The 15,284-nt window shown below is 60.2% G+C and carries 13 protein-coding genes; 10 read left to right on the top strand and 3 right to left on the bottom strand.

The window, feature by feature from the left end:
• Positions 1–87: 87 nt before the first annotated feature.
• The 3 genes from E8L22_RS11655 to E8L22_RS11645 are packed head-to-tail and all read right to left on the bottom strand — an operon-like array spanning position 88 to position 2,112.
• Positions 88–462 carry a pyridoxamine 5'-phosphate oxidase family protein gene (locus E8L22_RS11655; RefSeq protein WP_281282961.1) on the bottom strand — a complete coding sequence of 125 codons (375 nt, stop codon included), beginning with the start codon at positions 460–462 and terminating at the stop codon, positions 88–90.
• Between the two features lie 17 nt (positions 463–479).
• Entirely contained in the window at positions 480–860 is a 381-nt protein-coding gene (locus E8L22_RS11650) for a VOC family protein (RefSeq protein WP_136525345.1), read from the bottom strand.
• Positions 861–909: 49 nt separating this feature from the next.
• The gene (locus E8L22_RS11645; protein WP_136525344.1) at positions 910–2,112 is read right to left on the bottom strand and encodes an MFS transporter; all 1,203 of its coding nucleotides are present in this window, start codon (positions 2,110–2,112) and stop codon (positions 910–912) included.
• Between the two features lie 226 nt (positions 2,113–2,338).
• Between E8L22_RS11645 and rd the strand changes: the two genes are divergently transcribed.
• From rd to E8L22_RS11595, 10 genes are all read left to right on the top strand, one after another.
• A complete protein-coding gene (rd, locus tag E8L22_RS11640; RefSeq protein ID WP_135869943.1) occupies positions 2,339–2,497 on the top strand; it encodes a rubredoxin in 159 nt (52 codons plus the stop codon).
• A gap of 13 nt (positions 2,498–2,510) precedes the next feature.
• Complete coding sequence (locus E8L22_RS11635; RefSeq protein WP_136525343.1) at positions 2,511–3,845, top strand: FAD-dependent oxidoreductase; 1,335 nt, start codon at positions 2,511–2,513, stop codon at positions 3,843–3,845.
• Positions 3,846–3,855: 10 nt separating this feature from the next.
• On the top strand, positions 3,856–6,657 hold the full coding sequence (gene acnA / locus E8L22_RS11630) for an aconitate hydratase AcnA (protein WP_136525342.1): 2,802 nt from the start codon (positions 3,856–3,858) through the stop codon (positions 6,655–6,657).
• Positions 6,658–6,962: 305 nt separating this feature from the next.
• Positions 6,963–7,253 (top strand): metal-sensitive transcriptional regulator, encoded by a 291-nt coding sequence (locus E8L22_RS11625; protein WP_136525341.1) that lies wholly within the window; start codon positions 6,963–6,965, stop codon positions 7,251–7,253.
• 18 nt (positions 7,254–7,271) lie between these two features.
• A complete protein-coding gene (locus E8L22_RS11620) occupies positions 7,272–9,773 on the top strand; it encodes a heavy metal translocating P-type ATPase (RefSeq protein WP_136525340.1) in 2,502 nt (833 codons plus the stop codon).
• Between the two features lie 3 nt (positions 9,774–9,776).
• A complete protein-coding gene (locus tag E8L22_RS11615; protein WP_136525339.1) occupies positions 9,777–9,995 on the top strand; it encodes a heavy metal-binding domain-containing protein in 219 nt (72 codons plus the stop codon).
• A gap of 346 nt (positions 9,996–10,341) precedes the next feature.
• Entirely contained in the window at positions 10,342–11,502 is a 1,161-nt protein-coding gene (locus E8L22_RS11610) for an ABC transporter permease (RefSeq protein WP_136525338.1), read from the top strand.
• A 9-nt stretch (positions 11,503–11,511) separates the two neighbouring features.
• Positions 11,512–12,180, top strand: coding sequence for an ABC transporter ATP-binding protein (locus E8L22_RS11605; RefSeq protein WP_136525337.1), 669 nt, complete (start codon positions 11,512–11,514; stop codon positions 12,178–12,180).
• A gap of 306 nt (positions 12,181–12,486) precedes the next feature.
• Positions 12,487–13,836 carry a TolC family protein gene (locus tag E8L22_RS11600; protein WP_136525336.1) on the top strand — a complete coding sequence of 450 codons (1,350 nt, stop codon included), beginning with the start codon at positions 12,487–12,489 and terminating at the stop codon, positions 13,834–13,836.
• 34 nt (positions 13,837–13,870) lie between these two features.
• Positions 13,871–15,274: an efflux RND transporter periplasmic adaptor subunit gene (locus tag E8L22_RS11595; protein ID WP_136525335.1), complete on the top strand. Its 1,404-nt coding sequence runs from the start codon at positions 13,871–13,873 to the stop codon at positions 15,272–15,274.
• Positions 15,275–15,284 lie beyond the last annotated feature (10 nt).

Genomic DNA, 15,284 nt, shown 5'->3' with positions numbered 1-15,284 from the left:
AAAGGGGGGACGTCAGGGCGCGTGCAGTGCTGCGTTGGGGACTGCGGCGTGGGTTTCCGGAATGCCGGAATGACGCCTTACGCTGTGTTATAGGGTCTGCTTTGCCGAGGTGACTTTTATTTCGAGAACGGCGCGCGCCCAGGGGAACTGTGCCTTCGTCGAATCGAAGGTTGCGCCGCTGTCGACCACGGTTCCTTGTCCTTCAACGAGAAAACCGGTGCCCGGACCGTGCGTTCCCTCAACTTCACGGGTTCCCAGCGTCATGAGGACTCGCGGGTTCTGCGCCAGGTTGTTTTCCGTGAGATGCATGTAACCCACCGGCACGAGAAGCTTGCCGTCATCGCTTATCCTTAGGTAGCTGTTCCAGGTGTTGACCATGTGGGGCCCTTCGATCCCCTGTGTCACAATCGCCACCACGCCTTCGTGCGCCATCACTTCTTTCATCTTGTCGGGAATCATCATAGTTCCTCCTTTGGTGGCTACGACTGTCTCAGTTCGATGTGAAAGCCGTCGCAGTCATGGATTTCAGCGCGTTTGGACGGCCCAAGTGTCACGGGTCCCCAACTTGGGGTAATGCCTTTGCCGGCAAGATAGGCGAGGGCGGCGTCCATGTCTTCCACCTCCAGCGCCATCATCCGGTAACCGGTTCCCCACGGCTCTGCCGCGGTTATCGTCGGGTCCTTAACCCGCATCAGCTCCAGCACCGTATCGCCCAACGCCAGGTACGCGATTTCCTCAAGCGGAGCAGCTGTCACGGTCATCCTTTGTTTAACAGAAAACCCTAGAATTTCTGTGTAAAAGGCGATTGACCGTTCGAAGTCGGTGGGGATTATCTCTATGTGATCGATTCGTTTAAACATAGTCACCTCTTATCAGTGTATGTACTTACCGCCTTATCTGTACAGATAATCAGTTTGGATTCTCAATGAGTGCAGCTTCAGGCGCTTTGTCAGGAACCCGCATCCACTGTGCCGCGATGAGCGAAATGACACCTAGTACGCTGCCGGCTATGAAAGGGATGCGGTAGTCCATCATCCAGAAGTATCCGCCCAGGGCGGGCAGGAAAACGGCTGCTATGTGATTGATGGTGAATCCGACTGACATGGATGACGCTATATCGGCCGGATCGGCCACCTTCTGGAAGTAGGTTCTGATGGCGACGTCGAAATTGTAGAGGATGTTGTCCAGTATGTACATGAACATGACGAGATTTTTCGACGAGGTGAAGGCATAGACGAGGAAGATGACGATGACGCCGCTGTACTCGATGGAGGAGATGGAGCGTTCGCCGAAATGGTTGATCGCCTTGCCGATCTGGGAGTTGAGGATATAGGCGACCACGTTATTGACGATGAAAAGGACGGTCATCTCCCGCACTGTGAAGTGAAAGACCTGGACGAGCAGTAGGATGGAGAACACCACGAAGATCTGCCTGCGCGCGCCGGAGAGCAGGGTCAGGATGTAGAAGAGCGAGTATCTTCGTCTGAAGATCATCTTTTTGCGCTGCGGTATGATCCCCGCGTGGGTCGGGTTCTGGAAAAGTCCCCAGATGCCGGCGACAAACACGATAGCGCCGATGGCCAGGTACATCCCCCGGTACTGAACAACCCCACTAAGACAGAAAACGATGATGCCGGCAATGACGCTGGAAACCGCGGCGAGAGCCCGCAATCGGCCGAAAATGAGCGGAGAGACGGCGGTCGAGAAGTACTGCAGCGTGAGGGACTGGTTCGTGGTCTCGTAATAGTGAAATCCGAAGCTCATCACCACTGTTGTGAAGATGACCCAACCGTAGGACGGGATGAGGGCGGTGATCCCTGTGCCGAGCCCCAAAAGGGCCACGGAGAGCGCGGCTAGTTTGTGTTCGCGGACCAGCAAAAGCACGAACACTACGAGCAGCGTTAGAAGGCCCGGGATCTCCCGGACTGACTGGGTGATGCCGACCTGGCTGCCGTTCAGGTGCACCATCTCGGCGGCGAAGTTGTTGAAAAGGATGGTGTATCCCTGAAGCCCGATAGTGGAAGCGGCGGTAAGCACCACCAGAAAGCGCAGCATCGGGCGCTGCTCAGAAGTCAGCAGAGAGGTGTCGAGTTTGCCTGGTACAGCTTTCATCCGTACTCCGTTGTCGTGATTTTTCGCTGCTGCGCACAATTAACGAGCGGGGCGGTCGGCTATCTTTAGCACCAATAATTCCCGCTGTATATACTGCTCTCTCTAATGATCTGGACGACTTGACATTACTTTGCCGGCGGCTACTTTTTATGAATGTTTTTTCGACCCCAGGTGGGTGAATGACTTAAGACCGGACCAGTAACTCGCGGTGAAAAAGGAGGATGTCATGCAAAAATATCGTTGCACAGTGTGTGGGTACATCTATGACCCGGAAGTAGGCGACATCGACAGTGGTGTAGCTCCGGGGACTGCCTTTGAAGACATTCCCGAGGACTGGGTCTGTCCTGTCTGCGGCGTAGATAAGAGCATGTTCGAGCCCGCCTAACTTCGGAGTTTCCATGAAGACTGTCATCATAGGCGGCATTGCCGCCGGGTTGTCCGCGGCGAGCCAGATAAAGAGGCAGGATCCGGATGCCGAGGTCGTCGTGCTGGAGAAAAGCGGCGACGTCTCCTACGCCGCCTGCGGCATGCCCTACAACCTCTACTTCAAGGAAAAGCCGGTGGAAAAGCTGTACGCGATGCCACTCGACACGATCCGGAAGGAGAGGGGGGTGGACTACCGACTGCACCAGGAGGTCACCAGGATCGATGCGTCAGGAAAGAGCGTCGAGGTGACCGATCTGACGAGCGGTAAAAGCTACCGAGAGAGTTACGATTTTCTGGTATATGCCACTGGAAACAAGGCCATCCGCCTCGATTATCCCGGCTTTGACAGCGAAGACATCTTCTATTTCAGAACCCTCGAAGACACCCGTCGGGCAAAGTCTTTCCTCTACGGTAAACCTCCCGCCAAGGTGCTGCTCATCGGCGCCGGTTACACCAATCTCGAAGTGGCCGATGTCCTCACCAACATGAAACTGAAGCCGGTGATCGTCGAGAAAGCTGCCATGATCCTTCCCTCCTTTTGCGAGGAAGTGCGCGCCAAGGTGATGGAAAAGGCGGCCGAGAAGGGGATCGAGCTCCTGACCGGGGTGGACATCGAGGAGAAGGCCGGACGAATAGTCCGCACCTCGGCCGGCACTTTTGAGGCGGACATGGTCGTAGTCGCGGCAGGTGCGCGTCCGAACACCGCTCTCTTCGCGGCGGCAGGAGGCGAGCTCGGCGTCGCCGGTGCCGTGAAGGTCGACCGTTTCCTGCGCACAAACCTGGACGGTGTCTTCTCCGGCGGCGACTGCGCTGAGCATTACGTGCGGCAGCTCGGGCGGAACTCCTACTTCCCCCTTGGTCCTGCTGCCAACAAGCAGGGGCGCGTGATCGGCCAGAACATCTGCAACCCGGAAAAGATGACCGAGTTCTGGGGCGTCGACCAGACCGCCGTCTTCAAGTTCTTCGAATACACCGTCGCCACCACCGGCCTTTCCGAATTGCAGATGCAGACGCTTGGAAAGAACGTCGTCAAGGTCACGGTAGACGCCCCCACACGCGGTGAGTTCCCCGGCGGCGGCACCGTGCGTATCGTCCTTTTCTGCGAGAAGGGAAGCGGCCTCGTGCTCGGGTGCCAGATGGTGGGCGAGGACGTGGTGGCCAAGCGGCTCGACGTCCTCGCGACTGCGATCTACAAGGGGATGACGGTTTTCGAAGTCGCCGAGCTCGACCTTAGTTACTCCCCTCCGTACGCACCGGTTTGGGATCCGATTCTCGTGGCGGCAAACGTCGCCGTAAAAAAAGTCTGAGGAGACCAGCATGGGCAACAACAGCTACAACACCCTCTCCACGCTCAACGTGGACGGCAAGACCTACCGGTATCACTCGCTGAAGGCTTTCTCGGCTAACTCCGGTATCGACATCTCGAAACTTCCCTACTCCATGAAGATCCTCCTGGAGAACCTGCTGCGCCGCGAAGACGGAGTGGTGGTGAAAAAGGAGGATATCGAGGCGGTCGCCCGCTGGGACGCGAAGGCGGAGCCGGACAAGGAGCTGCAGTTTATGCCGGCCCGCATCCTGTTGCAGGATTTCACCGGTGTCCCTGCCGTCGCCGATCTTGCCGCGATGCGCTCGGCGCTCGACCGGCTCGGCGGACGCCCCGCCGACATCAATCCGATGCAGCGCGCCGATCTAGTCATCGACCACTCGGTCCAGGTGGACCAGTACGGCAGCCAGCTCGCCCTCCAGGCCAACTCGGTCCTCGAATTCGAAAGAAACCACGAGCGTTACCAGTTCCTGCGCTGGGGGCAGTCCGCCTTTAGAAACTTCAGCGTGGTCCCCCCCGCAACCGGCATCTGCCACCAGGTCAACCTCGAGTACCTGGCACAGGTAGCCCTGGTGAACACGGTCGACGGCGAGGATTGGGTGCTTCCGGACACCCTGGTAGGGACGGACTCCCACACCACCATGATCAACGGTCTCGGCGTGGTCGGCTGGGGCGTGGGGGGGATCGAAGCCGAGGCGGCCATGCTGGGACAGCCATGTTCCATGCTGATCCCGCAGGTGGTCGGCTTCCGCCTGACCGGCTCTCTTAGTCCCGGTGCCACGGCGACCGACCTGGTGCTTACCATCACCCAGATGCTCAGGAAGAAAGGGGTGGTCGGCAAGTTCGTCGAATTTTACGGCCCGGGCGCCGCTTCGCTCAATATCGCCGACCGCGCCACTATCGGCAACATGGCACCCGAATACGGCGCCACCATCGGCGTTTTCCCGGTGGATGAGCAGACCACGGCGTACCTGCAGCTTTCCGGCAGGGGAAAGTTTGTCCCGCGGGTCGAGGCGTATTTCCGCGAGCAGGAGTTGTGGCGTTCCTCAGACCGCCCGGAGCCTGTCTTCAGCGACACCCTCGAGCTCGACCTTGCCGACGTGGAACCATCCCTTGCCGGGCCGAGTCGTCCGATGGACCGCGTCCGCCTCAAGGAGGTGCGCGGCTCGTTCCGCAAACAGCTCGTCACTCTCAAGCAGCAGGACGCCGCACACGTCGACAAGGAGACCCTGAACCGCTGGTTGGGTGAAGGGGGCTCACCGGTCACCGTCGCACCCGAGCTCATGGCGGAGCACCCCGACAAGGCGCTTGGCAACCTCGGGCAATGCGTCCCGGTACGCCAGCCGGACGGAACGAGCTACAACCTCTGCCACGGCTCCATCGTGATCGCGGCCATCACAAGCTGCACCAACACCTCGAACCCGTCGGTAATGATCGGCGCAGGTGTCCTCGCAAGGAACGCGGTGCGACGCGGTCTCCAGGTGCGCCCCTGGGTGAAGACGAGCCTCGCCCCCGGCTCCAAGGTGGTCACCGATTACTTGGCTGCGGCGGGACTCACCCCGTACCTGGATGCCCTGCGCTTCCATCTGGTGGGCTACGGTTGCACCACCTGCATCGGCAACAGCGGACCGCTGGCGGACCACATTTCGCGCGCCGTGGTGGAGGGTGACCTCGCCGTTGCCGCGGTGCTTTCCGGCAACCGCAACTTCGAGGGGCGCATCAACGCGCACGTAAGGGCCAACTACCTCGCCTCGCCGCCACTGGTGGTCGCCTACGCACTGGCGGGCAACATCAACATCGACCTGACCCGCGACCCCCTCGGCACTGATCCCAACGGCATGCCGGTCTACCTGAAGGACATCTGGCCGGACGACAAGGAAGTCGCCCAACTCGTTCAGAGCTGCGTGCACGCCGAGTCCTTCGCCACCAACTACGCGGACGTCTTCCATGGCGACGACCAGTGGCGCGGGCTCTCCGTCCCAAGCGGCGAGTTGTACCAGTGGCAACAGGACTCCACCTACATCAAGGAGCCGCCGTTCTTCCTCGACCTGCCGGCGCAACCGGAGTCGATCGCAGACATCAAGGGTGCCCGCTGCCTGGCACTGCTTGGCGATTCCATCACAACCGACCACATCTCACCGGCGGGCTCGATCGGCAAGGCCACTCCGGCGGGACGCTACCTCATGTCGCTCGGCATCGAGCCGAAGGATTTCAACTCCTACGGGGCGCGTCGCGGCAACCACGAAGTGATGGTGCGAGGCACCTTCGCCAACACGAGGATCAGGAACGCGCTGGTGGCCGGTGTTGAAGGTGGCGTCACCAAGCATTTCGCAGCAGGCGACGCCACCGGGACGCAGACATCGATCTTCGAGGCGTCCGAGAAGTACCAGGCCGAAGGGGTTCCGCTGGTCGTCATCGCAGGCAAAGAGTACGGCACCGGCTCCTCGCGCGACTGGGCGGCTAAAGGGACCAAGCTCCTCGGTATCCGCGCGGTCATCGCGGAGAGTTTCGAGAGGATCCATCGCTCGAACCTCGTAGGCATGGGGATTCTGCCGCTGCAGTTCCGACCGGGCGAGAACTACAAGAGCATAGGGCTGGACGGGACCGAGACCTTCGAGATCACCGGCCTAGACGCGCTAGTTCCGGGGCAGGAGGTGGAAGTCGCCTTCTCCAGGATCGACGGGAATACGGGGTCCTTCAAGGTCCTCGCCCGCATCGACACTTCCAACGAGCTCGACTATTACCACCACGGCGGCATCCTGCCGTACGTACTGAGGCAGTTCCTCAAGGCATAACTGCAACCATTTAGATCCATCTTCCGCTGGTTCCCTCTCCCTCTGGGAGGGGGTGCCCGGAGGGCGGGTGAGGGCGCTGCCGCGAAGTGAGAAATTGCAGTTGCCAACGCCCTCACCCTAGCCCTCTCCCAGGGGGAGAGGGAGTATGTGATCCGCCCTTAGACCATGCCGTCCTGGCGTCAGTATTCGACAGTTCCTCCCTGATTCCGTCCACAACAATTCCCTCTTGACGACAATACCCCTAGGGGGTATGCTGGCTTTGCATCTATACCCCCCAGGGGTATCAAAGAAAGCCGGAGGGAGCCATGACTGACTCGCCTAAAGACAAGCTGACGACTCGCGTCAAGAAAATTGCCGGGCAGGTGGCCGGGATTGAGCGGATGCTGGATGAGAAGCGCTATTGCGTCGACATCCTGAACCAGATCTCTGCAGTCCGCTCTGCGCTGGACGCGCTTGGGGTGGAACTTTTGACTCGTCACCTGGAGAACTGCGTGCTGGGGCAGGGGAGCGACAAGCAGCATGACAGCGCGAAACCGATGAGCCAGCAGCAACTGCTGGACGAGGTTAAGACGGCGCTGTCGCGTTTTTTAAAGTAGCCATGGGAGGAAAATGATATGTCGGAACAACTGGTTTTACGCGATCCTGTCTGCGGCATGGACGTGGAGGAAACGGCGCCGATTGAAGCCGTCCACGAGGGGGTTACCTACAAGTTCTGCTCGGCAAGCTGCAAGGAGAAGTTCGTCGCCTTGCCGGAGACGTTTCTGAAGGAGGCGCCCGCTGACGCGCCGAAGGCCGCACCCGCACCGGGTACGGTAGATCAGTGCGAGTTTCCCCTTTTGGGGATGAACTGCGCCGGGTGCGCAGGACGCATCGAAAAGACGCTGAACACGACCCCGGGCGTCGTTACCGCGGCGGTCAACTTCGCGACGACGCGCGCGACGGTCAAATACGACCCGCAGGCCACCGATCCTGATGCTCTTAAGCAGGTGGTGCGCGACATGGGCTACGACGTGCTGGAAACGGGCACAGGCGGCTTGGCGACCGACGAGGCCGAGATGCTTGAGGCCCAGACGCAGGTACACGAGGCGCAGTACCGGAAAAACAGGACCAGGTTTTTCATAGCGCTCGCCCTCACCATTCCGGTTGCCTTCCTGGCGATGGCGGGGCACGTGGTACCGGCTCTCTCCGACGCCCTTAACTTCCCCGGTCGCGCCTGGGTGGAACTTGCGCTCACCACGCCGGTTCTTTTTTGGGCCGGCCGCGAGTTCTTCACCGGCGCCTGGGCTGCCGCCAAGCATCGTGTTGCGGACATGAACACCCTGGTCTCCCTGGGCACCCTGTCCGCCTATATCTTCAGCCTCGTCGCGACCATAGCGCCCGAATGGCTCATGGCCGGTGCCACCGCCGCGGATGGCGCGGCCGCCGGACATGCACATGGCATGGCGGCACCGGTAGGCGTCTACTACGAGGTCGCCGCCATCATCGTCACCCTGATCCTCATGGGGCGCCTGCTCGAAGCCCGCGCCCGCAGCAAGACAAGCGGCGCCATCCACGCCCTGATCGGCCTGCAGCCGAAGCTCGCGCGCGTCGTGCGTGACAGCAAGGAACAGGACATCCCGATTGCGGAGGTGCAACTGGGCGATGTCATCGTGGTGCGTCCCGGCGAGAAGGTTCCGGTGGACGGCGAGGTGATCGAGGGGAACTCGTCCATCGACGAGAGCATGCTGACCGGTGAGCCGTTGCCGGTGCAAAAGCAGACCGGGGACACCGTGATCGGTGCAACCATGAACAAGACCGGCTCCTTCCGCATGCGCGCCACCAGAATTGGCAAGGACACCGTCCTGCAGCAGATCGTTCGACTTGTGCAGCAGGCGCAGGGGAGCAAGGCGCCCATCCAGCGCCTGGCCGACCTGATAGCGAGCTACTTCGTTCCGGTGGTGATCAGCCTCGCCATCGCCACCTTCGTGGTCTGGTTCGACGTCTCCCCGCCCGAGACCCGGCTCAACATGGCCGTACTCACCTTCGTCTCCGTGCTGATCATCGCCTGCCCCTGCGCGCTCGGGCTCGCCACGCCTACCGCCATCATGGTAGGCACAGGGCGGGGCGCGCAAAGCGGCATCCTGATCAAAGGGGGCGAGGCGCTCGAGACGGCGCACAAGCTGACCACCATCGTCCTCGACAAGACCGGGACCATCACCCGCGGCGTCCCGTCGGTGACCGATATCGAAGCGCAGGGGATGGACCGTAGAGATCTCCTTCAGCTCGCCGCATCAGCGGAAGCGGGAAGCGAGCATCCTCTTGGTGAAGCGATACAGCGCAGCGCGGAGGAGGAGGGAATCGAGAAGCTCTCGGTCTCCGGCTTCAACGCCATCCCGGGACACGGCATCGAAGCCGAGGTCGGCGGCAAGAAGGTGCTGATCGGAACGCCGTTGCTGCTTAAGAATCACGGCATAGCCGTCGACGCGGCATCCGCACACGATCTTGCCGATGCAGGGAAAACGCCCATCTTCATGGCCGTAGATGGCGCCTATGCCGGCGTCATCGCCATCGCCGACCCGATCAAGGATGGTTCTGCCGGGGCCGTAAAGAGGCTGCATGAGCTCGGGCTGGAAGTGATCATGCTTACCGGAGACAACAGGCGCACCGCCGACTCCATCGCACGCCAGGTGGGGCTCGACCGTGTCGTCGCCGAGGTTCTCCCGGACGGCAAGGGGGAGGAAATCAGGAAACTGCAGGTGCAGGGCAAGGTGGTCGCCATGGTGGGCGACGGCATCAACGACGCACCGGCACTGGCCCAGGCGGACGTCGGCATCGCCATGGGAAGCGGCACCGACGTCGCCATCGAGGCGGCCGACATCACCCTCGTAAAAGGGGATCTGAACGGCGTCATCTCGAGCATCGCCCTGTCGCGGGCCACCATCGCCAACATCAAGCAGAACCTGTTCTTCGCCTTCATCTACAACATCCTCGGCATCCCGATCGCGGCGGGCATCCTGTACCCGTTCACCGGCTGGCTGTTGAGCCCGATCATCGCCTCGCTGACCATGGCGATGTCGTCGGTAAGCGTCGTCACCAACGCCCTGCGCCTGCGCGGGTTCACCGTGGAAAGGGGATAGGTCATGGATACCGCACAGATCATCGTCACCTTGGGCGGCATCGCCCTGATAGCCTTCACCCTCTGGTTCTTTTTCGGCAAAAAGAGCACCAGCCAGCCTTCTTCATCGAAGAGCGCCCTCTATGCCTGCCCCATGCATCCCTGGATCACCAGCAGCGACCCCACCGCGGACTGCTCGATCTGCGGCATGAAGCTCGTCAAGAGCGACGAAGTCGGGAAGTAGCAGGACGGCCGTGTGTGGAATATTCCTCGGGGTACGTTGAATATTCTTCCGCGGCCGTGCCGCGTTTTTCCCTGTCGTGTCTGGATATGACGAAGTTTCGCCTACTTGAGCGGTCCCCCAGGGTTGGCACGTACCTTGATAATGAGGAACCCGGTAGTCGTTGGAAAGGATGCCGTGGGATACCGCCTCCTCGGTCCCGCGGCATCTTCCTCACCCGCCTTCGCGTGCGCGCTTCGGCGGATCACTCCCCCCCTCCCGCAAGGGGAGGGGAACCAGAAGCGAATACTGGACGTCTTGAAGCATTCAGCAGCAACTCAATCGATCGATATCGCATCACGGAGACAAGATGAAACTGCACACCATCTCGATCAACAACCTGAAACGGCGCAAGGCAAAGATGGCTTTCCTCACCATCGGCCTTATGGTCGGCATCGCCACCATCGTAACCCTCGTCACCCTGACCCGCTCCATGTCCAACGACATAGAACGCAAGATGGACGAGTTCGGTGCGAACATCCTGATCACGCCGCAGAGTAACGGCCTGTCCATGAACTACGGCGGCATCAGCCTTGGCGGCGTCACCTTCGACCAGCGCGAGATCAAGCAGGAAGACCTCGACAAGGTCCGCAAGATCAAGAACAACAAGAACATCTCGGCGATCTCGCCCAAGGTGCTGGGCGGCGTGAAGATAAATGGTCACGACGTGCTGCTGGTTGGGGTTGAATTCCCCGCCGAACTGAAGATGAAACAGTGGTGGCAGATTTTCGGTGAGGAACCGAAGGGTGAGAACGACATCCTGCTAGGCAGTGACGCGTCCAATACGCTGAACGCAAGTTCCGGCGACACCATCGAGATAAAAGGGGAGAAGTTCAAGGTGGCGGGTGTATTGAACCAGACCGGCTCTCAGGACGACTCGCTGGTCTTCGCCTCGCTCCCGAAGGTGCAGAAGATCCTCGGCAAGGAGGGGAAGATCACCATGGCAGAGGTGGCGGCACTTTGCTCCGGCTGCCCGATCAGCGACATGGTGAACCAGATCGCCGAACTGCTTCCCGACAGCAAGGTTTCCGCGATTCAGCAGGTAGTCGCCGGACGTCTTAAAGCGCTGGACCAGTTCAAACGTTTCTCCTACGCCATGGCGGGGGTGGTCGTCTTCATCGGCTCCCTGATCGTCTTCGTGACCATGATGGGGAGCGTGAACGAGCGCACCACTGAGATCGGCGTCTTCCGCGCCATCGGCTTCAGGAAGAGTCACATCATGCGCATCATACTGCTCGAAGCTGCCCTGGTTAGCATCCTGGCCGGGCTCCTTGGATACGCCGCGGGCATGGGAGGTGCGAAACTTGCCCTGCCTTTCATGGCTGAAAGCAAGAACGCCCACCTGGTATGGGATACCACCATCGCCTTCGGTTCCGTCGGGCTCGCGCTTCTCCTGGGCATCCTGGCAAGCCTCTACCCGGCGCTGCACGCAAGCAAGATGGATCCGACCGAAGCCCTCAGGGCTCTATAAGAGGACGACATGGCTATCATAGAAATCAAGAACGTGAAGAAGCAGTATCAGACCGGAGCGGACCTGGTTGAGGCGCTGCGCGGAGTCGACATAACCATCGAGGCTGGAGAGTTCATCACCATCATGGGGCAGTCCGGTTCTGGGAAGAGTACCCTGCTGTCCGTTCTCGGCGGCATGAACCATCCCACGAGCGGGGATGTCGAGATGGCAGGCGTCAAGCTTTACCAGTTGGGAAGCGAGCAGTTGGCCGACTTCAGGGCTCAGAACCTCGGGTTCGTGTTCCAATCCTTTCACTTGATCCAATACCTTACCGCGCTGGAAAACGTCATGCTCCCGCTTGCCATCGTGAAGATGAGCACGGCAGAGAAGAGGGATGCTGCGCGCAAGGCGCTCGAGCGGGTCGGTCTCGGCGCGAAAACGGACCGGCTTCCGAACCAGCTTTCCGGCGGTGAGCAGGAGCGCGTCGCCATCGCCCGGGCCATCGTCAACAACCCGCACATCCTTCTTGCCGACGAGCCGACGGGAAACCTCGACTCCAAGACGAGCGAGGAAGTCATGGCGCTTTTCAGGCAACTGAACGAGGCGGGGCAGACCGTGGTAATGGTCACGCACAACCAGGAGAACGGCGCTTATTCGGACCGGACCATACGCTTAAAGGACGGCCTGATCAGCGATTAGTTTTGCAAGCCCCCCGCGTTCCTCTGTCACGTGGGGGGCGAGGCCGACGACTTTAGTCTGAAGAATCTGGAGAACACTCTTTTTCCCACTGTGTGTTCTTCAGATTTTTCCTTTTATGCCGAGAAATATCAGGGCATTGCGTTAAATATTTCCCGGTGGTTGTATAATATTCCACGCCGACTGGTGAATATCCTTCTCGCACAGCACCGTCTTAAGCAGTGAATCACGCTAAGTCAGTATGTTACGTGTACGGCACGGATTGTGTACTGTCAAAGCTAAAGATATCGCCAAGTTTCCGGAGTCACCATGAAATACCGGCTATTTCCGCTGTACCTGTTACTGTCACTTCTGTTGGCCGCTCCTGCAGTCCACGCCGACGCCACAAAGCCCACCCCCGAAAACCTCGACCTGTTGGTGCAATCCGCCCTGGAGAACAACCCTGAGCTGAAGTCCTCCTCCGCGCGGTGGCAGATGTACCGAAACCGCATCAAGCAAGCCGGCGCCCTGGAAGATCCCATGCTGATGCTGAAGATCCAGAACGGCGTCGTCACCGATCCGGTCAACTTCAAGCGCGACGGCATGACTCAGAAGGTTATCGGCATAAGCCAGCTGTTCCCGTTCGCGGGAAAAAGGCAGCTGAAAGAAGACATCGCAGCCGCCGAGGCGGAAGGGTACCGCTGGAGCGTCGAGGAAAGAAAGCTGGAACTCACCAGGATGGTGAAGGAAACCTACTACCAGATCTATTTCACTGACAGATCCCTCGCGATCCTCGACAAAAACATCAAGATCCTAGACGACTTCATTACCTTGGCCCAGACCAAGTACTCGGTGGGGCAGGGGGCGCAGCAGGACATCTACAAGGCGCTCCTCGAGCGCTCTAAGATGCTCGACATGAAGATCTCCCTGGAACAGCAGCGCAGAAGCCTCGAGGTCAATCTCAACTCGCTGCTGAACCGTCCGCAGAGCACCAAGGTGGGTGAGATAAGCGACTTCAAGCTCCCCCCGTTCGGTTACACCTCAGAGCAGTTGCTCGACATGGCCGAGGATAGCCGTCCGCAGTTGAAAACGGTCCGGGCCCAGATCGAGAAGGGGAAAGCGGGGCGCCTGCTTGCGCAGAAGGAATCCTACCCGGATTTCAACGTCTCCTTCGAGTACATGCAGCGCGACAAGGCGATGGGGAGCGACGGCTCCGACATGTACTCGCTGGGGGTCACCTTCAACCTTCCCATCCAGAAGGCGCGCCGCCAGGCGATGGTTGCTGAGTCCACCTCCGAGGTGAGCATGGGCGACGCCGAGCTCGCGGCCGCTAGAAACACCATATCCTCGGGTATCAACGATCTTCTGGCCCAGATGGACCGGCGCAGGAAACTGGTCGATCTCTACACCACCGGGATCCTCCCGCAGGCCGAGCAGTCGCTGGAATCTGCCGTCATCGGTTACCGGGTCAACAAGGTCGATTTCCTGACCCTGCTCGACAACCGGGTGACGCTCTTCAACTACGAGCGCGAGTACTACGACTCCATGGCGGACTACCAGATGAAGCTGGCCCAGTTGGAAGCGCTGGTCGGCAGGGATCTCTCTTCGGCGCCTCCCTCTAACGCACCTTCGGTGCACGAGCAGGGCAGCGAGAGCGAACATGCCGATGGGCACCAGTGATGTTATTTAATTTCCACCCACGAGGTACTTACCTATGAACAAAAGCTTGAAGGTTGCGGTTCCCATCATCCTGGTCCTGGTTGCGGCAGCAGGCGGAGGATACTACTTCTGGCAGCAGAAACACCAGGCTCCCGCAGGGAAGGAAAAAACCGCCCAGGGACCGGTGCTCTACACCTGCGCCATGCACCCCTTTATCATCAAGGACAAGCCCGGAACCTGCCCAATCTGCGGGATGCAGCTGATCAAGAAGGTCGAAGGAGCTCAGGCAAGCCCTGAAGAGCAGAAGATGCTCGGCCATGTCTCCCTCTCGCCGACCCAGTCGGTCATGGCCAACGTGGCTACGGTAGCCGCCGATTACGCGCCTCTATCCAAGGAGATCAACGCAGTCGGCATCGTGCAGTACGACCAGGCGAGGCAGGCGAAGGTGACCGCATGGGTGGCGGGACGCATCGATAAGCTGAACGTGAACACGGTCGGCGCCTATGTTTCCAAGGGAAGGCCGGTTGCCGAGGTTTACTCGCCCGACCTTGTTGCCGCCCAGCAGGAATACCTTCTCGCCCTGAGAAGCCGCGACCAGTTCAAGAAATCAACCATAGAGGCCATTTCGCAGGGAGGCGAGGGACTGGTCGCTTCGGCACGCCAAAGGCTCAAGCTTCTGGGCGTCAAGGATGCACAGATCGCAGGACTCGAGAAGGCGGGGCACCCGAACATCAAGCTTCCCATCTACACGCCGCTCTCCGGGATCGTCATCGAGAAAATCGTCCAGGAGGGGCAATACGTCAACATGGGTGATCCCCTCTTCAGCATCGCCGACCTCTCCAGTGTCTGGGTCGAGGTCGAGGTGTACGAAAACGAGTTCTCCTTCGTGAAGATGGGGCAGCGCGTCGAGATCGTCTCGCAGTCCTACCCGGGCAAGACCTTCGCGGGGCGCGTCTCCTTCATCTACCCCTTCCTCGATCCCAAAACCCGTACCGTGAAGGTGAGGGTGGATCTTCCCAACCCGGGGCTGAAACTGAAGCCCGACATGTTCGTCAACGCGAGCATCAAGGCGCCGCTCGGGAACGCTCTGGTGGTTCCGGTCACCGCGCTCATGGACACCGGGAAGCGCCAGGTGGTCTGGGTCGAGTCCCAGCCGGGGATGTTCGAGCCGCGCGACGTACAGGTGGGTGCCCGCGTGGGCGACAAGGTGCAGATCCTCTCCGGGGTGAAGCAGGGCGAGAAGGTTGCGGCTTCCGGCGGCTACCTGATCGACTCCGAGGCGCAGCTTGCCGGCGGCTCAGGCGGAGGCGGCCACGAGGGACACGGCGGTGCCGCGGCTCCCGCTAAAGGGACTCCTGCCGCTCCCGGCGCGAGTGGCGGACACGAAGGGCACGGCGCCCCGGCCGCACCGGCTGCTCCCAAGAAGGGCGGTATGAACATGGACGACATGAAGATGTAGTTGCCGGCAT

This window comes from Geomonas ferrireducens (assembly GCF_004917065.1).
In the GTDB taxonomy this organism is placed as follows: Bacteria; Desulfobacterota; Desulfuromonadia; order Geobacterales; family Geobacteraceae; genus Geomonas; species Geomonas ferrireducens.
The sequence above is the reverse complement of the archived record's forward strand: the minus strand, read 5'-3'. Positions and strand labels throughout refer to the sequence as shown.